Source organism: Synechocystis sp. PCC 7339 (genome assembly GCF_019924095.1).
Lineage (GTDB): Bacteria > Cyanobacteriota > Cyanobacteriia > Cyanobacteriales > Microcystaceae > Synechocystis.
This window is the reverse complement of the sequence record NZ_CP063659.1, coordinates 3,595,324-3,615,438: the sequence shown is the minus strand read 5'-3', so window position 1 is coordinate 3,615,438 and position 20,115 is coordinate 3,595,324. Positions and strand designations below refer to the sequence as shown.

Sequence of the window (20,115 nt, the reverse complement as noted above, 5' to 3'; positions counted from 1 at the left end):
CCCTTTATTGTCCATGATTAAAGCCTACGCCGCCCTGGAAGCCCACGGAAAACTCCAGCCCTTTGAATATGACCCCGGTGCTTTGGGGGCTAATGAGGTGGAGATTGAGGTGCAATATTGTGGAGTTTGCCACAGTGATTTGTCCATGATTAATAACGAATGGGGCATTTCCAGTTATCCGCTAGTGCCGGGCCATGAAGTGGTGGGTACCGTGGCCGCCATTGGTGAAGGGGTAAACCATGTGGAGGTGGGAGATCTGGTGGGGCTGGGTTGGCATGCGGGCTATTGCATGACCTGCCATACTTGTTTATCGGGTGATCACAATCTTTGTGCCACGGCGGAGTCGACCATTGTGGGTCATTACGGTGGTTTTGGCGATCGGGTGCGGGCTAAGGGGGTAAGTGTGGTGAAATTACCCAAAGATATTGATCTAGCCAGTGCGGGACCGCTTTTTTGTGGCGGCATCACAGTGTTTAGCCCCATGGTGGAATTGGGTTTAAAACCCACTGCGAAGGTAGCCGTCATCGGTATTGGTGGCTTGGGACATTTAGCTGTGCAATTTCTCCGGGCCTGGGGCTGTGAAGTGACCGCTTTTACCTCTAGTGCCAGAAAACAAACGGAAGCGTTGGAGTTGGGGGCTCACCATATACTCGATTCCACTAATCCGGAGGCGATCGCCAGTGCGGAAGGTAAATTTGACTACATTATCTCCACTGTGAATCTGAAGCTGGACTGGAATTTATACATCAATACCCTGGCGCCCCAGGGCCATTTCCATTTTGTTGGGGTAGTATTGGAGCCTTTGGATCTGAACCTTTTCCCTCTCTTGATGGGGCAACGATCCATCGCTGCTTCCCCAGTGGGGAGTCCCGCCACCATTGCCACCATGTTGGACTTTGCTGTGCGCCATGACATTAAACCCGTGGTGGAGCAGTTCAGTTTTGAGCAAATTAACGAGGCGATCGCCCATCTAGAAAGCGGCAAAGCCCATTACCGAGTGGTGCTGAGTCATGGGTCTAACTAAAATAGAAAATTCACAGTCACTCTTGCACTATTCTCACAACACTACTGTGATAAACCATATCCAAAGTTTTTGGTGGCATTGCAAATACATAAATTAATACAGAAAGGAAATAAAATGAGCAGGGTTATAGTTAAACAAATCGCATCAAGACTACGTGAGTTGTACGCAACCCACATCGATACTTCCGACCTCAGTAGTTCTGATAAAGAGTTCGAGACAAAGCTTTCTACACGGTGTATCGCAGCCTTCGCTGCACACCATTTTGGCGAATGCACGGAAGAACTTGCCGGGAAAGCTGTAGTTGACAGAGGTGATGATAACGGTTTAGATGCTGTTTACTACAACCCAAACACTAAACGCCTCACCATAGTTCAATCGAAATTTATCCAGGATGGCACCGGTGAACCATCTGCTAACGAGCTGCGCGCATTTCGGGATGGAATCCATGATTTTCTTGATGGAAAAGTAAACAAGTTTAATTCTAAAGTTCAGGAAAAGAACACGGAGATATCTGCTGTAAGCACTTTTGGTGTGAAATTTGATATCGTTCTCGCGCACACAGGAAAAACAAAATTAGCCAACCATGGACAACAAATCGTAGAGGAAATGATGGCTGGATTGAATGACGATGATGATTCTAACCAAAACCCTGTGTTTCGGTTCCATATCCTTAGTCGGTCAACAATTTTCTCTATACTTTCAAGTGACAGCACTGCAACCTCACTTAATCTAGAGTTTCATTTAAAAGAATGGGGACAAGTAGCGGAGCCACTCAAGTCTTATTTCGGGAGAATTAATGGTGTTAAAGTTGGCGAGTGGTGGCAGATACATGGTGACCGACTTCTTGAGTCTAATATTAGAAAAATGCTCGGCGCAACTCCAGTAAACGACCAAATCGCAGATACCGCAAAAACGCGCCCGGAATACTTTTGGTATTTCAACAACGGTATTACTCTTCTTGCTGAATCGGTAGAGAAGACTAGGGAGAACCGAGATAATCGTGATTTTGGTTACTTTAAAGCAGAAGGTGCAACTGTTGTTAATGGAGCACAAACAGTAAGTGTATTGGGTGAGTTATTTAAATCACGGGTTGATCTTTCAACAATTGAGGTTCCAATCAGAATAATAGTAGTGTCTGGAGATACGGAATCTCTGAAAAAAGAAATCACACGAACCAACAATACGCAGAACGAGATATTGGCTAAGGATTTTATATCCCAAGATCCAATTCAGGACGATCTTCAGCGGCAGATACGCTTGCAAGGATTTCAATACCAAATTAAACGGGATACCTTATTTATTCCATCTGAAAAGTCATTTGGACTCGACGAGGCGATTGAATCAATGGTTATACTTTCAAAACAGCCGAATCTGACCGCCGTTTTCCGCAAAGAGGTTGGTAGATTTCACATATATGATAAGGCTCCCTATAAGATTTTGTTTAATCCTTCCACAACCGGCTTCTTTGTAATCAACGCTGTTATGATCAAGCGTCACGCCACTAATTTCCTGGAAATATTGAGAGAAAAATTACCTGAACAAGACCGATCAGGTAGGAGAGCCCAGATAATGCTGAATGGAAGTCTTCTGGTAACACAAATTGCCGTAAGAAAAATTGGGTGGGATCAAGAACTAGTTGATAGTTTGCAACAATTCCAATGGAGTATTTTTGATACTATTTTGGAGGATGCTGTTGACAAAGTCTTTATCTACTGTGAGCAAAAGTACGCGGGGAGCTACCTAAGATTACTTTTTCAGAACGTAGCTAAGTGCGAAGATATTTACGAAAATATAGTTTTCTGAAATTATGACGCAAGATAATTAATCAGTCCATCTCATGGGAAAAACGGCCGGCGATCGGTGTGTTAAAGTCAAAAAAATTATCCATAGTTGATCACTGTCACAAAAGGGAAGTTTGATAGCTTTTGTTTACAAATATTTTATACACAGTTCCCAACTGTCACCCGAATTTTACTAAGGGTTAATGTTAGTGGTTCTCACCGGCATGGTTCCCGACTTTTTAATCTTTATCTTTGCTTTGAAAGCCAACTCTAAAACTCTGACCTGACAGAAATCTTTTCAGTCAACTCAAAAATATTTCTCTGTTTAGCTCTGCAAAGGTTGCTTCTGGTTCCGTGGAATGGTCAAACGGAGTCGATCTCGGCTTTGATACGCTCTATCTGGAAAGCCTGACATTTGCCGGCGGTCGAGATTCAACAAGCTAGGCAAAACTCCTTACGGATAGCCGAGGGCAAGGATCTCGGCGGTGTTAAAACAAACAATTTTGACCAAGACATTACTGCTAGAATGGCACATTGAATCAGTTCTTCAGGTAAAAGCAGTATGGGTCGCGCCAAAAAAGTCGTTCTCGCCTATTCCGGTGGGGTAGATACATCGGTTTGTATTCCCTATTTAATGCACGAATGGGGAGTAGAGGAAGTTATTACCCTCGCGGCGGATTTAGGCCAGGGGGATGAACTGGGGCCGATTCAGGAAAAAGCCCTCCGCTGTGGTGCGGTGGAATCCTTAGTTATCGACGGTAAGGAAGAATTTGTCAAAGAATATGCTTTCCGCTCCATCCAGGCCAATGCCCTCTACGAAAACCGTTATCCCCTCTCCACAGCCTTGGCCCGCCCCCTCATTGCCAAAATGTTGGTAGAAGCGGCAGAGAAATACGGTGCTGATGCGGTGGCCCATGGTTGTACTGGCAAAGGCAATGACCAAGTACGGTTTGACATTAGCATTATGGCTCTCAACCCCAATTTGAAGGTGTTGGCACCGGCCCGGGAATGGAAAATGAGCCGGGAAGAAACCATTGCCTACGGCGAAAGATATGGCGTGGAGTCCCCCGTGAAAAAGTCTTCCCCCTACAGCATTGACCGTAATATCCTCGGCCGTAGCATCGAAGCGGGGCCCCTGGAAGACCCCATGACCGAACCGACGGAAGAAATTTATTTGATGACCAAGGCGATCGCCGATACCCCGGATGAGCCAGAGTATGTGGACATCGGTTTTGAAAAGGGCATTCCCGTCAGTTTAAATGGGGTGATACTTGACCCTGTTGTTCTAGTGGAACGGCTGAATGAAATTGCCGGTAACCACGGAGTGGGCCGTTTGGACATGGTGGAAAACCGGGTGGTGGGGATTAAATCCCGGGAGATTTACGAAGCTCCGGCTCTATTGGTACTGATCGATGCCCACCGGGATCTGGAAAGTTTGACCCAAACCGCCGACGTCACCCACTATAAAAACACCGTCGAGGAAATTTATAGCCAGTTGATTTACCGGGGATTATGGTACAGCCCCCTCAAGGAAGCCTTGGATGCCTTCATTGTTCAAACCCAGGAACGGGTAACGGGCATGGTACGGGTGAAGTTCTTTAAGGGTAATGCCAACGTGGCTGGGCGCAAGTCCGATTACTCCATCTATGATGCGGAATTAGCTACCTATGGCATGGAAGACCAATTTGACCATAAAGCAGCGGAAGGCTTCATCTACATTTGGGGTTTACCCACCAAGGTTTGGGCTCAGAAAATGCGGGGTTAGGTTCCAAACTCAATCGTTTTGCCGGATTGCCCAGTTTAATTAGCTAAATATTGCTAGACCCCGATCGCCAGGGATATGAACCTTGGGCCGTCGGGGTTTTTGCTGTGGGTAATGTCGGGGTTTTTGCTGTGGGTAATATGGTGTAGAAGCTTGGGACGGTGGAACGAATTACGGTTAAAATTTGGACTGTTCCTTTTCCTTTCTTCCCCATGCTGAGACTGATTACCGACTGTGATGGCCCGATTATGGATGTTTCTGAGCGGTATTATCAGGTTTATCAATACTGTCTGGAGCAGGTTAAATTGCCTGGGCAAAATCTGAACATACTGAGCAAAGCGGAATTTTGGCAAAGGAAACGGAGCAAGGTGCCCAAGGCACAGATTGGTGTTGACTCTGGTTTGACCCCGGAGCAAACGGAAGAATTTGTCGCCATCCGCAATCGCACCGTCCATAGCCAGCCCTATTTGCCCTATGATCTACCCCTGCCTGGAGTGGAGGGAATTTTACAGGGCATCAAAGACCGGGGTATTGATCTGGTGCTAATGACCATGCGGCGGGAAAGTGAACTGCAGGAAGCCCTAGACCGCAATCACTTTAACCATTTTTTCCCGATCGATCGCCGTTATTGTTTAGCGGATGGTTATGTGAAAACCGGCGACACTAACGATAAACCCCTATTGATGGAACGGGCCCTGGCTGAATTACTTCCGGCGGATAGTGTGTGGATGGTGGGGGACACTGAAGCGGATATTTTGGCGGCCCAGCGGGGTAATATGCCGGCGATCGCCGTTTTGTCTGGCATTCGTAATCGAGAACAATTGGAACGTTATCAACCGGATTTTATTGTGAACAATTTAGCCGAAGCAGTGAATTTGTTTTACCAACACCACGGGGTGGAATAGGAGTTGAATAAGTTTTGTGCCAACCGCTGGAAATCCAGTTGGCAAATCGTCCATACTGAATGCTAGGGGCTGACTAAGGCCCCATTGAGGAGTGGAAATTAATAACAGCAAAGCACCGAGTTGAAACCATAGGAGCAAAATATGATTAGCGTCGGACGAAAAATTACTATAGCCCTCGGGCTAACGGCGATCGCCTTTGGTTCTGCGTTCCCGGTTCAAGCCCAAATGATGACAGAAGAAAATCTTAATGCCTTGCCCCAATCGGAAGGCAGTGCGGCGGATTTAGCCGGTATTTTGCCCAAGGATAGTGCCCTCTGGCTGGGGGGCGTCGGGGGAGAGGGGGATATCGATGCAGAAGGAAACTACAATCCCTACGAAATTCGCTCAGACCAATTAAATGGGTTACTGACGGACATAGAGCAACAACAATTATTGGAAAGTTCCCAACTCCGCCTCGGCATTGGTAGTTTTTAACTAGCTTTTAACTATCAAAGTCCCTGGGGTTGGTCAACCCATCACAGTGCCCTAAGTAGCGGCAGGATACCAAATATTTTCCACCTGTTTCACTAGATCTTCTGCCCAGACGGTGGAAGGTTCCGATTCAACACGAGGATTTAATAAAGTCACATGGCCCAGCTTGCGACCAGGACGACATTCCCCCTTACCGTACCAATGGACGTGGCTATGGGGGAGAGCGTCCAGTTTAGCCAACTGTTGTTGATAATCCCCTGCGGATACTTCATAGCCCAATAAATTGACCATCACCGCTTGGCCGCAATGCAAAGCCGACGACCCCAATGTTTGTCCAGTCACCGCTTGTAGTTGCAAAGCAAATTGGGAAGTGTGGCAGGCGTCTAAGCTGAAATGGCCGGAATTGTGGGTGCGGGGGGCCAATTCGTTGATCAGTAACCGTTGCTCTGGGGTATGGGTTTGGTTAGACTTTGGTAACAGGAAAAATTCGATCGCCAGGATGCCGACGTAATCCAAATGGTTGAGAATGCGGCGGCAGTAATCCTGGGCCGTGGCGGCAATGGCGGCATCAATGGGGGCGGGGGCCACCACCCAACGGCAAACCTGGTCAATTTGATGGGTTTCCACCACCGGGTAGATTTCCACTTCTCCCTTGGCATTGCGGGCCCCAAGGACGGCCAATTCCCTTTCGTAGGGGACAAAACTTTCCACCATCCAACTACCGGGGTGGTCTTGACTCAAATCTGGTAGATCCGCCGGGGAATTAATAATTTGGGTTCCTTGGCCGTCATAGCCGTGGCGACGTGCCTTTAACACCCAAGGAAAAGCGGGCAACTGGGAAGGCAATGATTCCAGAGCCCAAAAGTCCGGCACAGGTACACCGAGGTTTTGCAAAAAATGGCGTTGTTCCCATTTATCCAACAAAGGAGCGAGGGAATCGAGCCGGGGATAAAAAGTAACTCCTTGTTCAGCTAACTTTTCCAAGCTGGGCAAATCGACAAATTCATTTTCAAAGGTGATTACCCCACAGTGTTCAGCCAATGCCTTGGTACCCTCTCCATCGGCGATCGCCGCCAACACCACTTTGTCTGCCAATACCACAGCCGGATCGGTTTCTTCAGGGGTTTGCACCGCTAATTTGAGCCCTAATCGGGGGGCCTCCTGGGCCATCATCCAGGCTAACTGTCCACCACCAACTACCCCCACTGTGGTTAATTGTTTTTCCATCGAACTATCTACTGTCGCCTAAGAGTTTACTTTGTAGTATTTATGTCTACTTAATCCATCCCCCATCCTTTCCCCGACAAGCTCCGACAAATGGGGGAAATTTGAACAACCATTACGAGATCTACTCTAACTAGGAACCGGGCAGGATTGTGCCAACAGACTCTAACTTTTGACAAGTTTGATTTAACCCAATGGTTTTATTAGGAACAACCCAGGGATTCCCTGGTGCTGTTGCCGGTTTTGGGGTTAACCCCATCCGCTACTTCACATAGGGCCGCCACTTGTTCTGAATCCAATACCGCTAGGGTAAAGTCAGCACCCTGGATTTTGGCATTTTTAAAGGAAGTCCGGAGCATAATTGCCTCGGCTAAAATGGCGTTTTCCAAATTGGCCCCGTTGAAACTGGTCAAATAAGCCAAGCCATTGGTCAGATCCGCCCCCTTGAGGTTGGCATCGGTGAGGTTAGCCCCGTTAAATACAGAGCCCCGCAAATCCATGGCTTCAAAAATACTGCTGGTCAAGTCCACATTGGTAAACTGGGCAGTAAGCAGGTCTTGGTCCCGAAAATCCGTTTCCGCCAACACCATATTTTCAAAAGCTGAAGCTCCCCCGGTCACGGAAGAAGAGCTAGCGGCGATCGCCGGGGCAGACCAGATCAAACAGGCCACGGTGAGCACAACAAGGAAGGACTGACGAAACACTTTCAGCATTGGGGAAGCGATGACCTGAATTCAGGGCGGCGGTGAGATGTAGACACCAACTAGATTATCAGCAATCAAGGCGCGGGCATACCCCCAACAACAGGGAGAGATTATATTCTGCCCATTTCCTTGGTTGGCGGGAATTTACTGGTCAACTGGGGCGATAAGCAATTTACCTCACAATTAGTGCCGGTAAATTAAGTCTGACCTTGCTATGATCAGGGATGTCTTTTATCCTTTTTTATTGAATATGTACTATTTGCCCCAGCCTCCCTATTTTTTAATTGCGGTAGGGCTTTTTGTTGGGATTTCCTGTGGCGCGGCCTTTGAAGCCACCTTGAAACAGAAAGTGAAGCTTTGGCTCAATACCCCCGCCAGTACCTTGGCAGACCTGGATTTACAACTGCCTTTTATCGGTATCTGTGTGGGAGTTTGTGTATTTTTAGCTTCTGGAGTGCAAATTTTCCTGGGTAATGGTTGGATTTCCTATGCCATTTCTTTGCCTATTACCATTTTTATCGCAGCGTTGGTATGGCGACAATTGGATAGCTTGCTTAAACAATTAAAAAGCGGTGGATCTGCGGCTATTGACTTAGATATATTCTAATTAACGAGAAGGTTTGCCACAATTTTGTTATGGATATTATGGATTTACCTGTTCTCGGCTCCACCCTATTTTTTACCATTTTTTCCCTGATTGGCTTAGTATTTTTTATCCGTTCTTCGGTTAAAGACCGAACCCAAAAAATCCGGGCTTGGATCGATAATCCCGAGGCGGGCATATTGGATGAGATTAAAACCTATTTCAATAACCGCGCCTATCGCATTACCAACATTGACCCGGTTCAACAGGCGATCGCCTTTGAGGGGAATGTAAAGGCTAGTCCATTTTTAGCGGTGTTTTTGAGTTTGTTGGCGGCCCTAGGACTGCTCTGCCTTGCTTTGGTGTTAGCCGTATTTTGGCCCCAACGGGGTTTTCTCTTTTTCTTCCTACTTTGGTTAGCTCCCCTAGCGGGCACTTTTTACTGGCAAAAAGCGGCCAGGGTAGAAGCGATTACGTTGGAATTGGGGGACCCGGATCAACCCTCCCATCCAGGGCAATATCCTTTGACCATCACCGCCCACCGGGATGAGTTACGAGAATTACAGGCCCAATTTCCTCTCGATTGGCAAGGAGGGAGTTCTCATTAATATGAGTGATACAGCGTTTACGGTATTTAACTAATGCAGTAAAGCCTTTAAAGCGTAGGGATTATGACTGTTTTATGGCAATTAAGCTGATTCAAAATTTGCTGTATTTTTGGGGAATTTGTCCAGACGAGCTTATTTATTTTTTCAACTTTTGTACCGTTAACTTTGCTTGCTAACAACTAAATTTCAAACCCATGGGCTTAGCCATTGACAGTAATTTGATTGGTAAAATTTTAACCCCTGCCCTGAGGCTCTGGCTCCGCTCCCAGGTGGAAACGGTGGAAAGTTTAGAGTTGGAAATTGACGGCAAAGACCGACAAATTTTACGGGGCTATGTGCCCAGGGTTGCCCTTAGTAGCGATAGGGCCATTTATCAAGGCCTACAACTAGGACGGGTGCTACTCCGGGGGGAAAATATTCGCATTAACATTGGTCAAGTAATCAAGGGAAAACCCCTAACATTATTGGAACCAATTCGGGTTAGTGGGGAGTTACAAATTTCTCAAAGCCACCTCCAGGCATCCCTGACATCTACCCTATTAGCCAGTGCTTTTTGGGAATTGTTGGTGGCTTTATTAGCGGAACAGGGGGTGACAGATCCCCAGGGCCAGTTAGAAAATTACACTTTCCTTTGGCAGGCGATCGCCTTGGAGAATCAATCTTTTCAGCTCAAGGGTGAAGTACAAGACCCCCAGGGTCAAAGCCATGATCTTTTAGTGCAGGCTCGCCTCCAATTGGCCAGTCCCAAAACCCTGCATCTAGAAGACATTACCCTACTAGGACTACCGGCGATCGCCAACCGAAACTTAGAGCGTTTGACCGTTGATTTAGGGGAAGATGTGGATCTTGAATCCCTCGATCTAAACAATGGCGAGCTTTTCTGCCTTGGTCGAGTATTAATCCGCCCTTGAACCTTGTTAGGTTATTGGTGACTCCCATGATAGTCACAGTCCTCCTCATATCACAAGCATTAATCGGCCTTTATATTTCCAATTCAATTACGGAATAGTCAAATTGAACCTTAGTTTTTAAGCTAAGTTCGGATATCACTACTATACAAGTAACACACGACTCCAGTTTTTGACGTTATCATTACTAAGACGCAATCGGTAGGGTATCTATCCTTGCCTAGACGCTATATGTAGAAATTGATTGAGAAACGACTGTCATATGAATCTGACTTGTGATCCTGCTTCTGAAATAAAAACATTCAAAATCCTATCAATAGATGGAGGAGGTATTAAAGGGCTATTCTCAGCTAGGATTATTGAGCATTTCGAGCAAAAATTTAATTGCAATATTGCTAATTACTTTGATCTAATCTGCGGTACCTCAACTGGCGGCTTAATTGCTTTGGGACTCTCGCTAAATATTCCGGTTGGCTTGATTAGCAACCTATATTACAAAAGAGGAAAGAAAATATTTCCTCAAAGTCTTGGCTTACTTCGGTCTTTAATACAGCTTGTTTTTGGCAGCAAATATGACAACAAAGAGCTAAGGCAGGCATTAGAAGAAATCTTTGGCGATAAAACACTTTCAGATTCAAAAGCCTTGCTCTGTATCCCTGCATTTTCCTTAACTGATGGCAGGCCATTCATTTTCAAATACGATCACGCAGAAGGTGATCTCGTTCGTGACAACAAAACCAAATATATTGACATTGCGCTTGCAACAAGTGCGGCTCCTACATACTTACCAATCATTACGATAGATACCTATGACAACAAGCAGTTTGTGGATGGCGGAATATATGCCAATAATCCTACTCTTGTTGGAGTTATAGAAGCGCTCCGCTACTTTGTTGGTAAGAACAAAAAATTTCAGAGGTTACAAGTATTGTCAATTAGCTCTCTTGAAACTAATCCTGGTCGAAGATTCATTACTAAGCATAATCGATCTGTAGTTGACTGGATGTGTAGTAAAGATTTGATTGCTACTTTTTTTGAAGGCCAAGCTTACCAAACACAGTATTTTGTAGATACATTAGCCCGATACTGTGATTCACCATTTGATTATGTTCGTATTCCAAGTGCCGATCTATCCCCTGCGCAAGCTCGAATCATTAACTTAGATAATACTTCTCGTGAGGCATTAGACATCATTTCGCAGAAAGGAAAAGATCAAGCTCTCTTCTGGGGTAGGAAGGATGAGGTTGTTCAGTTCTTTGAAACTCGTAAACAGTACATTACCAAGTATTAGTATGGCTAACTGTCATCAGCTTTTCCAAGATTTCAACGAATCAATTGCTTTAGATTCGGAACACAAAAAATCTTTGCGCCAGTCCCGTGATGCTGTCCGCAACAAGATAAAAGCATACTTCAAAAACAAAAATAACGGACTTACTCCAAAATTTCATGGGCAAGGTTCATTTATGATGCATACCATCATTGAACCCCTTGATGGAGAGTATGATATTGATGATGGGATCTATTTCCAAGTAGAAAAAGAACCATCAGTAACTGTTCATACTTTTCATCGATGGATATGTGAAGCAGTAGATGGTCATACTGCGGAAAAACCTGTTGACAAGCAAACATGCGTAAGACTAATCTACACTAAAAAATATCACCTTGATCTTCCTGTCTACTACATTCTTGAAGGCGCATCTCCGTACTTAGCGCATAAAGGAAAGGGATGGATAACAAGCGATCCGAGAGAGTTTATTCGTTGGTTTAATCAGAAGGCAGATTCAGATGGTCAATTAAAAAGGATAGTGCGCTATCTAAAGGCATGGAGTGATTACAGAAAAGGGGAGTTGCCAAGCGGTCTCATCTTTTCGATTTTAGCAGCGAATAACATCGCACATGATGAAAGAGATGATGTGGCATTCTATCAAACTCTACGCAATATTAAATATAGTTTGAACTTAAACTTTGCGTGTTATCGTCCAACAACACCTACCCATGAAAACTTACTAGAAGACTATAGTAAAACAAATAAAGCATACTTCATGAGTCAACTGAGTAATTTTGTGGCTTCGGCAGAAGAAGCCTTGGATGAAGATACAAATGAAGAGGATGCTAGCAAGTGTTGGCGATATCACTTTGGTAAAGAGAGATTTCCCCTCGGCGTTGCTAAGCAAACAAAAAACATTTATTTTAGTGAATCTGTTTTCAATCGCGATTATGTTGACAGTAGTGTAAGCCTTGGCTCATATGACAACACTGAAGAATTTATTGAGGATCAATATCCTATTCATTTACAGTACTACTTAAGAATTAATTGCAGGGTTCATCAGAATGGATGGAGAACTAGGTTGTTGCATGAATTGATTGCAAGAAACCTTCTTGTGCCAACTCAGAAGAAGCTAGAGTTTTTTATATCTGATTGCAATGTCCCCAAGCCATATACTGTAAAATGGAAAGTCCGAAACGTAGGTGATGAGGCAATTCGAAGAAATTGCATTCGGGGAAAAATTGTTGAGGATACGGGAAAGCAAAGGAAAGAGGAAACTAGCGATTTCCACGGCCCACACTATGTAGAATGCTATGTGGTCAAAAATGGTATTTGTGTTGCACGTGCAAGAATTGATGTTGCCATAAAAGACGAGGCGTGGTAGATGTTTGAAACAATTCATCGCAGCCTAGCAACGCCCATGCACGCCGACCACTGAAGTGTGATCAGTTGTGATGCAAAGGTTATCTGGGGCGGGTGATGAGCAAGGGTAATCAGCCGGTGGAATTGTAATTTGCCCCCTAAATTCCCTCAACTTGGGGGATCCGGGGGGTTTTTAAACACTTTCTACACGTTGGAATAAACGCTATTCCTTAGGATGGTGTAACCCTTAATTAACTCTTGAATACCCCGTCCCAAAGACCAGTCAGGAGTAAAGCCAGTGCTCAAAATTCTTTGGTTAGAAACAATATAATCCCGCTTATCCGGATCCTCCCCGATGGGCGCTTCTAGATAAACAAAATTAGGCAGATATTTGCGAATTTCTGCACAAAGCTCCAGTTTAGATAAATTGGCATCTTCCAAACCAACGTTATAGGGCTTACCCTTCATGGATTCAAAATTTTCCAAGCCATGGAGAAATACCTTAGCCACATCCCGGATATGAATATAATTGCGTTTGAAATGGCCTTCAAAAATCACCACTGCTCGGTCATAAAAAGCACGGTACACAAAATCATTAACCAACAAATCCACCCGCATGCGGGGAGCCATACCAAATACCGTCGCTAGGCGAAAAGTCATACTGTTATCTCGGGCTAACACCGCTTTTTCCGCTTCCACCTTTGTCACCCCATAGAGGGAAATGGGTCGCAGGGGACTTTCTTCGGTACAAAATTTACCCTTTTCCCCAATGCCGTAGCCACTGTTGGTAACTGGCATCAAAATCCGCTGTTGGGGGCTGGCCAGTTGACAGATCATTTCCACTGCCGTCTGATTAGTGGTTTTAGTCCCAATTTGATCCCGACTGCACAGGGGAGCTCCCACTAGGGCCGCCAGAGGAATAATCACATCGGCGGTTTTTAGTTGTTCTTTAATCAGGTCTTCCTTGCGGCAATCCCCCCGGATAACGCTAAAAGTTTCATACTGACAGCATTCCGCCAAGCTATTTTGCTGGAACATGAAGTTGTCTATCACCGTTACCTCATAACCCACCGCCAACAAAGTGGGGGTTAGGACAGAACCAATGTAGCCACCGCCACCGGTAATCAAAATTTTCATAATCACTCCTCCATGTTCTCTTTAACTATTTTTGAGCAAAAAATATCCGTTCCCAGTAAAGCAAAAAAAGGGCAACTTGCCAGAATTATTGGGGAATGGTGAGGGCATCGTGGCGTTTGACCTCCTCCAGGTATTGCCCGATCGCCTCGGAGGTTTTGCCCATATAACGCACCACCCCCCGGTCCAGCCAGATGGTAGTAGGACAGGCATCTTGGATAAAACCTAGGCTATGGGAAACCACCAGAATAGTGGTGTTGTGCCCCCAGAGCTTATCCATGCGGGCCTGGGACTTATGCTTAAAACTCTCATCCCCCACCGATAAAACTTCATCCAAAATTAGAATATCCGGCTTCACATCAGTGGCAATGGCAAAGCCCAACCGGGCCGACATCCCTGAAGAAAGGGACTTCACTGGCATATCGCCCAGGGTTTGTAGCTCAGCAAAATCAAGGATGGAATCTACCCTGTCCAACATTTCCTGGCGGGAAAATCCCAACATGACGCCGTAGAGGATGATGTTATCCCGCACACATAAATCCGGATCAAAACCAGCTCCCAACTCAATTAAGGGGGCAATTTCTCCCCTCACCCGTAAACTGCCGGCAGAAGGTTCCAAAATACCGCAAATCACCTTAAGCAGGGTGGACTTCCCCGAACCATTGGAGCCGATGATGCCAATTTTTTCCCCCGTCACTACCGTAAAATCTATGTTGTCTAGGATCAGCTTACGGGAAGGCTTACGATACTTACCTTCAATAAAAGATAGTACGGTGCGCTTCAGGTCGTAGGAAAACTCCTCCTGGGTTCGACGGTACAAAGAAACCTTATCAAGACGAATAACTTCAGACATCTAAAATTAGCTTTACAACAGATCCATGAAATTCTTTTGCCAGGAGCGAAAGCATAACCAACCCAAGGCCAATAAGATTAAACCATTTAATAGTCCATGGACGATCAAACCAGACTCAGGCAAATCCCCTGACAGGGAAATTTGACGAATACTGTCAATGATCGGTAACAGGGGGTTGATGACCAAAAAGCGACGCACTTGTTCCGGCACAATTTCCGATGGATAAAAAATAGGCGAGCCAATCCAGAGCATGAAGGTAACTAGCTCATAGAAGTAGGGCAAATCTCGGAAAAATACATAAAGGGCACTGACAAAAAAGCCCACTCCAGTGCACACTAGGCTCAGGGCCAAGAGGGGAAAAAAGAGAGAAAGGGCATTGACAAACCACCAGCCAGATTCCCAAGACTTATAAATGGTGACGATCGCCAATAGGGGGAGTGGTCCCACCACAAATTGGAAAACGTTGGCAATGATCATGGACAGGGGAAAGACGCTGATGGGCAGTTTGATCTTGTTCATTAGCCCCCCACTGGCCACCACACTGGACAGAGCTTGACTGGTGGAAGCGGAAAAAAAGTTAATCACCAACAGCCCCGTAAAGGCCGCCAGGACATAGTTCAGGGCGGAACCATAAAAGGAGGCAAAGGCCGCGCCGAAAATTGCCGCATAAATCCCCGTCATAATTAGGGGGTTTAGCAAAGACCAGTAAACCCCTAAAAAGGAACCCCGGTAACGGCCTTTCAGGTTGCGCTCCACTAATATCTGTAAAAGTTCCAAGTAGCGCTGAATGGGGGACCAGTTCACCCTTGTCGGTAGCGAAAGAGCCATAAAAAATTCTAAAAAATTGCGGGGCGGCGCCGAGCTAAACAAGAATTGTATAGAGTTGTGTGGCCTTTGTCGAGATAGTTGGATCGTGTGAACTAATCAGGCTTCTCTGAACCAATGGGAAAACAGTGTGCTGATTTTTGCAACCACCATTAATTCAAGCGCTCGAAAAAATCTGCTAGCGAGGTTAGAATAGGCCAGTTCACAAATCTCCCTGCCCAAATTTCATGGTTGTCAGCACCGTTAATCCCACAGCGCCCATGCCTGTGACCCCCATTTTCAATCCCACCGGCAACGATTCCGTCGAGAACCGTACTATTTGGTTTGGTAACACGACCAACTTAATGCAGTTGAATGACGTGCGCTATAACTGGGCCGTTGGCCTTTATCAGCAAATGCGTGAAAACTTCTGGATTAAATAGGTAGTCCAGATTAAATCCCTTGAAAACGGTGAAACTCTGCATTCCATTTCTAAAAATGCTTGTTGTCATCAAAAGAAATTAAACAAGATGACAAATGGACAGCAAAACCTGTACAAAGTGTCACAAAACCAAACCAATCTTTGAGTTTCATAGAGATGCTAGGCTAAAGACCGGATTTACTTCCAGATGTAAAGTTTGTACTTGTGAATACAAGCGAGCGTACTACGAATCTGAAGAAGGTAAAGCAAAGGTTAAGGCTTACAATCAAAGGAATGCAAAGAGAAGATCAGAATATAGCAGACTCTATTCCCAAAAATATCGGGACTCTCAATTCAAGAATCAGCGCAAACTTGAATTTTGTCTTTATAAAGGAGGATTTTGTTCTGAGTGTGGTTTTGAGGCGACAGAAGACACAATTGCTGCCTTTGACTTTCATCACATTAACCCATCTGAAAAGGAATATACACCTTCGGATATGTTGATGTTGAGGAAAGATAAAGTTTTTAAAGAATTGGATAAGTGTGTACTTTTATGCTCCAACTCTCATAGAATTTTGCACCACAGACAATACCGTGCCAAGCTGCTGGAAAAACAGCAGAAGGTGTAGAGACTATCGAAAGGCAAACATCAATTGTTTGACCAAGTAGAGTAGGCAGTAAGCCATTGACTGTCGAAGCGGGGGACTCCTTAATTATAAGGATGATGATATAGTCCGATCCCTATGGCGACATGGGGCAGCTTGAATAAAGCGGATTAGGTGTAGCGACCCTAATTGAACAGGAATGACCTCAAAGACTAGATATTACCCAGGATGTTACAGATTACTGGAACTTAACTAACGAAGAACGGTATGCTTTCGACGGGATTTTGTCTTATTTGACCTTTCTAGATTCTGTCCAAACTTGTAACATTCCCCATTTGAAAAGTAGCGTTACCGCTCCAGAAATTAGCCTTTGTATGGCGGAGCAAATTTCCCAGGAGGGCATGCACAACCAGAGCTACCAGTACATGATCGAGACGATTATTCCCACAGAAAAGCGGGATACAGTGTACGAATTTTGGCGCACAGACCGGGTGTTAAAAGAACGGTGCGAGTACATCGCCATGCTCTACCAAAAATATGTCGATCATCCCACCCAGGAAAATTATTTTGTCGCCTTAATGGCGGACTATTTGTTGGAAGGATTATATTTCTACAATGGTTTCATTTACTTTTACAATCTGGCTTCCCGCATGTTAATGCCCGGTTCCGCCGACATTTTTAAAATGATCAACCGGGATGAGTTGAGCCACGTGCGTCTCTACCAAAAGCTAATTCCCGAAGCGATGCAGGTATTCACCCACTCCACAGATCAAATTTATGAAATGTTTGATAAGGCGGTGGAGTTTGAATGTCGTTGGACTAACCATATTGTGGGCAATAATATCCTCGGCATTACAGAATCTAGTACGGAACAGTACACCAAATACCTGGCTAACAGCCGTCTACGGGCGATCGGTTTGGATCCTCTTTACACTGAACCCCGCTATGGCAAAAGTCCCTACACCCACTTGGAACGCTTTTCCGATACGAAAAAAGAGGCCCACACTAAGGCGAATTTCTTTGAAGCAACGGTGACTAGCTATGTGATGTCTTCTGGGGTAGCTGGTTGGGATGAAATCTAGTTGGGTTCTGGTGGTCTCCCCAAATGCTTCGACTTTTGGGGCAAAACAGATGCCTGAAATATTGCTAGAGAGTTTACGTAAGCGACAGCCTGCTTGATAAGTTTGGTGGTTGATTTGGGAAATCCGCACTGTATTGCTTGCAATCAGTCTCGGGAGGATGTCAGCAATTCGTTAAATTCTAGCGACAAATTAAGAGATATCCCCTCTAGCCCCCCTTCTCAAGGGGGGAAGCCGATGGACAGGAGGACATGATAATACTTATCTATTATTTTGAGATTTGGTATTAGGAAACTGCTATTTTTTTTCCTCGGTAATCTGGGGCATCACCACTGTCCCTGCTTTTAGATCAATAATTTCTAGGGCTTGGTCGAGTTTGCCAATGCCACACCACTGTCCAGTGCTTTCCACAAAGCGACAGGCCGCTTCCACCTTTGGCCCCATGGAACCCTCCGCAAAACGGTAACGGCGCAGATTTTTCGGAGTAGTTTGGTCAAAACGGTGGGCGTAGTTAGTACCCCAGTTTTTGTACACGCCATCGGTATCGGTGAGGAGTAGTAACCCTTGGGCTTGGAGATTTTTGGCCAACAGAGCGGCGGCCAAGTCTTTGTCAATCACAGCTTCTACCCCCTGCATTCCCCCAGCTTCATCCACCACAATGGGAATGCCCCCGCCCCCGGCACAGACCACCAGAGCACCACTGTTGACCAACAATTGGATGGTGGGTAGTTCGATGATCCGTTGTGGTTCCGGAGAAGCCACCACCCGACGATAACCTTGGCCGTCAGCGGCGATCGCCCAACCCATTTCCTGCACTAACTGTTGCGCTTGCTCCAGGGGATAAACCGGGCCAATGGGCTTAGTGGGTTTAAGAAAAGCAGGATCCTGGGGATCAACAGTGATTTGGGTCAATAACGTCACCACATCTCGACTCGGTAACTGGTTCCGTAATTCCTGCTCCAATAGATAACCGATCATGCCTTCGGTTTCCGCCCCTAAAACGTCTAGGGGGTAGGGCTTACAGGATTTTTCACATTCCCCTTGCAGGGCCAGTAAACCGACCTGGGGGCCATTGCCATGGGTGACTACTACGGAATATTTTTGCACCACTTTGGCGATCGCCAGGGCGGCAATGTGGATATTAGCCTTTTGAATTTCCACTTCCGGGGGTTGATTCCTTTGCAGTAGGGCATTTCCCCCGAGGGCAATGATCACAGGTTTGGGGTTGGAGTGTTTATTAGGAGAATTCATGGGTTTTGCCCCCTAGCCCCCAATGGGCCAAAAACGTATCAACAACCTCACCTAAACCTGGTTCTTCAGCCTCAGCATAATCGTAGAAAACCCTCACCAATGGTTTATTCAATGCAATTAAACGACCCAGATCACTGGGAGTGCCGGATACCACCACATCCACCGTAGCAGCATTGAGTGTATCGGCCAAAGCTTTTAATTGGGCAGGAAAGTAGCCCATAGCAGGTAAAATTTGGCTCAAATGGGGAAATTTAGCGTAAACCGCCGCGATTTCCGGCACAGCATAGGGTCTGGGGTCTACTATTGCAATGTTTTCAATGTCCTTAACTGCCTGGTAGCCTGCACCATAGCCCATGCCTCCGTGGGTGGTAGTGGGACCGTCTTCCACGACAATGACCCGTTTGCTCCGCAGATCCAAGGGAGGCTCTAGGCGTAATGGCGATCGCCCTGGAATAATTTTGGCACTGGGGTTCAACTGGGCGATGGAGTCCCGCACCTGGGCAATGTGGGCTGTCGTGGCCACATCGGTTTTTGGAATTAGGACAATATCTGCCATCCTGAGCGCCGTTTCCCCTGGATGGTATAGGTTCTCATCCCCAGGTCGGAGAGGGTCCACCAACACAATGTGTAAATCTGGTTGCACAAAGGGAAAATCGTTGTTGCCCCCGTCCCAGAGAATGACATCACTTTCCAAGGAGGCTTTCTCGACAATTAAACCGTAATCCACCCCGGCATAGACCACATGGCCTGCCAAAATATGGGGTTCGTATTCTTCCCTTTCTTCCACGGTACAGTTTGCCCGGTCTAAATCTTCTAGGGTGGCAAACCTTTGCACCGTCTGCTTTTCTAGATTTCCATAGGGCATGGGATGGCGAATGGCGCAGACCCTTAAACCCAGTTGGCGTAAACGTTGGGATAACCAGCGACTCACCTGGGATTTGCCGCAGCCGGTACGCACCGCCGACACCGCAATCACCGGCAATGTGGCTTTGATCATGGTTTGAGCGGGCCCCAGGAGGACAAAATCCGCTCCGATCGCCAAGGCCCGGGAGGCGAGATGCATTACCTGTTGGTGGGACACATCGCTGTAAGCAAACACTATCTGATCAACTCGATTTTCCCGGCAAAAATGTTCTAACTCTTCTTCCTCAATAATGGGAATGCCCTGGGGATACAGTGCCCCCGCTAAACCAGGCGGATAACGGCGATCGGCAATGCCCACAATCTGGGTGGCAGTGAAAGCCACCACTTCGTACTGGGAATTATCACGATAAACTTGATTGAAATTGTGAAAATCCCGCCCTGCAGCCCCTAAAATCACTACTCGCCGACGGTTGTCAGTAATTCCATTTGTAACCATAAACCCCTT

General features: G+C 46.1%; 19 protein-coding genes and 1 pseudogene. 13 read left to right on the top strand and 7 right to left on the bottom strand.

The features are described 5' to 3' along the window. The first annotated feature begins 13 nt into the window (after window positions 1-13). From IQE94_RS17200 to IQE94_RS17175, 5 genes are all read left to right on the top strand, one after another. On the top strand, window positions 14-1,024 hold the full coding sequence (locus tag IQE94_RS17200) for an NAD(P)-dependent alcohol dehydrogenase (RefSeq protein WP_223342401.1): 1,011 nt from the start codon (window positions 14-16) through the stop codon (window positions 1,022-1,024). A 72-nt stretch (window positions 1,025-1,096) separates the two neighbouring features. Further along, window positions 1,097-2,827, top strand: coding sequence for an AIPR family protein (locus IQE94_RS17195; RefSeq protein ID WP_223343250.1), 1,731 nt, complete (start codon window positions 1,097-1,099; stop codon window positions 2,825-2,827). A 540-nt stretch (window positions 2,828-3,367) separates the two neighbouring features. Continuing rightward, window positions 3,368-4,570, top strand: coding sequence for an argininosuccinate synthase (argG, locus tag IQE94_RS17185; protein ID WP_223342400.1), 1,203 nt, complete (start codon window positions 3,368-3,370; stop codon window positions 4,568-4,570). Between the two features lie 209 nt (window positions 4,571-4,779). Next, window positions 4,780-5,472 (top strand): HAD family hydrolase, encoded by a 693-nt coding sequence (locus IQE94_RS17180; RefSeq protein ID WP_223342399.1) that lies wholly within the window; start codon window positions 4,780-4,782, stop codon window positions 5,470-5,472. 141 nt (window positions 5,473-5,613) lie between these two features. Next, window positions 5,614-5,946, top strand: a complete 333-nt coding sequence (locus IQE94_RS17175) for a hypothetical protein (protein WP_212719430.1) — start codon at window positions 5,614-5,616, stop codon at window positions 5,944-5,946. Between the two features lie 51 nt (window positions 5,947-5,997). Here the strand turns inward: IQE94_RS17175 and purK are convergent, their stop codons facing one another. Both purK and IQE94_RS17165 read right to left on the bottom strand, forming a co-directional pair. Then, window positions 5,998-7,170 (bottom strand): 5-(carboxyamino)imidazole ribonucleotide synthase, encoded by a 1,173-nt coding sequence (gene purK / locus IQE94_RS17170; protein ID WP_223342398.1) that lies wholly within the window; start codon window positions 7,168-7,170, stop codon window positions 5,998-6,000. Window positions 7,171-7,370: 200 nt separating this feature from the next. Then, window positions 7,371-7,880 (bottom strand): pentapeptide repeat-containing protein, encoded by a 510-nt coding sequence (locus IQE94_RS17165; protein WP_194017909.1) that lies wholly within the window; start codon window positions 7,878-7,880, stop codon window positions 7,371-7,373. Between the two features lie 241 nt (window positions 7,881-8,121). On the opposite strand from IQE94_RS17165, the gene IQE94_RS17160 reads away from it, so the two are divergent. From IQE94_RS17160 to IQE94_RS17140, 5 genes are all read left to right on the top strand, one after another. Next, window positions 8,122-8,478: a hypothetical protein gene (locus IQE94_RS17160; RefSeq protein WP_223342397.1), complete on the top strand. Its 357-nt coding sequence runs from the start codon at window positions 8,122-8,124 to the stop codon at window positions 8,476-8,478. 29 nt (window positions 8,479-8,507) lie between these two features. After that, window positions 8,508-9,062, top strand: a complete 555-nt coding sequence (locus tag IQE94_RS17155; protein WP_223342396.1) for a cofactor assembly of complex C subunit B — start codon at window positions 8,508-8,510, stop codon at window positions 9,060-9,062. Window positions 9,063-9,256: 194 nt separating this feature from the next. Continuing rightward, window positions 9,257-9,973 (top strand): DUF2993 domain-containing protein, encoded by a 717-nt coding sequence (locus IQE94_RS17150; protein WP_223342395.1) that lies wholly within the window; start codon window positions 9,257-9,259, stop codon window positions 9,971-9,973. A 259-nt stretch (window positions 9,974-10,232) separates the two neighbouring features. After that, entirely contained in the window at window positions 10,233-11,261 is a 1,029-nt protein-coding gene (locus tag IQE94_RS17145) for a CBASS cGAMP-activated phospholipase (RefSeq protein WP_223342394.1), read from the top strand. Between the two features lies 1 nt (window position 11,262). Then, window positions 11,263-12,621 (top strand): cyclic GMP-AMP synthase DncV-like nucleotidyltransferase, encoded by a 1,359-nt coding sequence (locus tag IQE94_RS17140; protein ID WP_223342393.1) that lies wholly within the window; start codon window positions 11,263-11,265, stop codon window positions 12,619-12,621. 182 nt (window positions 12,622-12,803) lie between these two features. Here the strand turns inward: IQE94_RS17140 and IQE94_RS17135 are convergent, their stop codons facing one another. The 3 genes from IQE94_RS17135 to IQE94_RS17125 all read right to left on the bottom strand — a co-directional run bounded on the left by IQE94_RS17135 (window position 12,804) and on the right by IQE94_RS17125 (window position 15,414). Beyond that, window positions 12,804-13,736, bottom strand: coding sequence for an NAD(P)-dependent oxidoreductase (locus IQE94_RS17135; RefSeq protein WP_223342392.1), 933 nt, complete (start codon window positions 13,734-13,736; stop codon window positions 12,804-12,806). 85 nt (window positions 13,737-13,821) lie between these two features. Then, on the bottom strand, window positions 13,822-14,586 hold the full coding sequence (locus IQE94_RS17130; RefSeq protein ID WP_223342391.1) for an ABC transporter ATP-binding protein: 765 nt from the start codon (window positions 14,584-14,586) through the stop codon (window positions 13,822-13,824). Window positions 14,587-14,598: 12 nt separating this feature from the next. Next, window positions 14,599-15,414: an ABC transporter permease gene (locus IQE94_RS17125; RefSeq protein WP_212719451.1), complete on the bottom strand. Its 816-nt coding sequence runs from the start codon at window positions 15,412-15,414 to the stop codon at window positions 14,599-14,601. Window positions 15,415-15,638: 224 nt separating this feature from the next. On the opposite strand from IQE94_RS17125, the gene IQE94_RS17120 reads away from it, so the two are divergent. The 3 genes and pseudogenes from IQE94_RS17120 to IQE94_RS17110 form a co-directional block, all read left to right on the top strand. Next, complete coding sequence (locus IQE94_RS17120) at window positions 15,639-15,833, top strand: ribonucleoside-diphosphate reductase (protein ID WP_028947337.1); 195 nt, start codon at window positions 15,639-15,641, stop codon at window positions 15,831-15,833. A gap of 94 nt (window positions 15,834-15,927) precedes the next feature. After that, complete coding sequence (locus IQE94_RS17115; protein ID WP_212719453.1) at window positions 15,928-16,440, top strand: hypothetical protein; 513 nt, start codon at window positions 15,928-15,930, stop codon at window positions 16,438-16,440. Between the two features lie 191 nt (window positions 16,441-16,631). Beyond that, window positions 16,632-17,498: pseudogene (locus tag IQE94_RS17110) on the top strand (ribonucleotide-diphosphate reductase subunit beta); the annotation flags it as partial. Window positions 17,499-17,792: 294 nt separating this feature from the next. Here IQE94_RS17110 and arcC read toward each other — a convergent pair. Next, window positions 17,793-18,746, bottom strand: coding sequence for a carbamate kinase (gene arcC, locus IQE94_RS17105; protein ID WP_223342390.1), 954 nt, complete (start codon window positions 18,744-18,746; stop codon window positions 17,793-17,795). Beyond that, complete coding sequence (locus IQE94_RS17100) at window positions 18,733-20,106, bottom strand: cyclic 2,3-diphosphoglycerate synthase (RefSeq protein WP_223342389.1); 1,374 nt, start codon at window positions 20,104-20,106, stop codon at window positions 18,733-18,735. Before IQE94_RS17100 ends, arcC begins: the two co-directional genes overlap by 14 nt. Window positions 20,107-20,115: the final 9 nt, after the last annotated feature.

Bases quoted from the DNA above. Each gene is read 5' to 3' on its own strand.
- IQE94_RS17200 (WP_223342401.1), top strand. From the start codon at position 14: ATGATTAAAGCCTACGCCGCCCTGGAAGCCCACGGAAAACTCCAGCCC.
- argG (WP_223342400.1), top strand. From the start codon at position 3,368: ATGGGTCGCGCCAAAAAAGTCGTTCTCGCCTATTCCGGTGGGGTAGAT.
- IQE94_RS17180 (WP_223342399.1), top strand. From the start codon at position 4,780: ATGCTGAGACTGATTACCGACTGTGATGGCCCGATTATGGATGTTTCT.
- IQE94_RS17175 (WP_212719430.1), top strand. From the start codon at position 5,614: ATGATTAGCGTCGGACGAAAAATTACTATAGCCCTCGGGCTAACGGCG.
- purK (WP_223342398.1), bottom strand. From the start codon at position 7,170: ATGGAAAAACAATTAACCACAGTGGGGGTAGTTGGTGGTGGACAGTTA.
- IQE94_RS17165 (WP_194017909.1), bottom strand. From the start codon at position 7,880: ATGCTGAAAGTGTTTCGTCAGTCCTTCCTTGTTGTGCTCACCGTGGCC.
- IQE94_RS17160 (WP_223342397.1), top strand. From the start codon at position 8,122: ATGTACTATTTGCCCCAGCCTCCCTATTTTTTAATTGCGGTAGGGCTT.
- IQE94_RS17155 (WP_223342396.1), top strand. From the start codon at position 8,508: ATGGATATTATGGATTTACCTGTTCTCGGCTCCACCCTATTTTTTACC.
- IQE94_RS17150 (WP_223342395.1), top strand. From the start codon at position 9,257: ATGGGCTTAGCCATTGACAGTAATTTGATTGGTAAAATTTTAACCCCT.
- IQE94_RS17145 (WP_223342394.1), top strand. From the start codon at position 10,233: ATGAATCTGACTTGTGATCCTGCTTCTGAAATAAAAACATTCAAAATC.
- IQE94_RS17140 (WP_223342393.1), top strand. From the start codon at position 11,263: ATGGCTAACTGTCATCAGCTTTTCCAAGATTTCAACGAATCAATTGCT.
- IQE94_RS17135 (WP_223342392.1), bottom strand. From the start codon at position 13,736: ATGAAAATTTTGATTACCGGTGGCGGTGGCTACATTGGTTCTGTCCTA.
- IQE94_RS17130 (WP_223342391.1), bottom strand. From the start codon at position 14,586: ATGTCTGAAGTTATTCGTCTTGATAAGGTTTCTTTGTACCGTCGAACC.
- IQE94_RS17125 (WP_212719451.1), bottom strand. From the start codon at position 15,414: ATGGCTCTTTCGCTACCGACAAGGGTGAACTGGTCCCCCATTCAGCGC.
- IQE94_RS17120 (WP_028947337.1), top strand. From the start codon at position 15,639: ATGGTTGTCAGCACCGTTAATCCCACAGCGCCCATGCCTGTGACCCCC.
- IQE94_RS17115 (WP_212719453.1), top strand. From the start codon at position 15,928: ATGGACAGCAAAACCTGTACAAAGTGTCACAAAACCAAACCAATCTTT.
- arcC (WP_223342390.1), bottom strand. From the start codon at position 18,746: ATGAATTCTCCTAATAAACACTCCAACCCCAAACCTGTGATCATTGCC.
- IQE94_RS17100 (WP_223342389.1), bottom strand. From the start codon at position 20,106: ATGGTTACAAATGGAATTACTGACAACCGTCGGCGAGTAGTGATTTTA.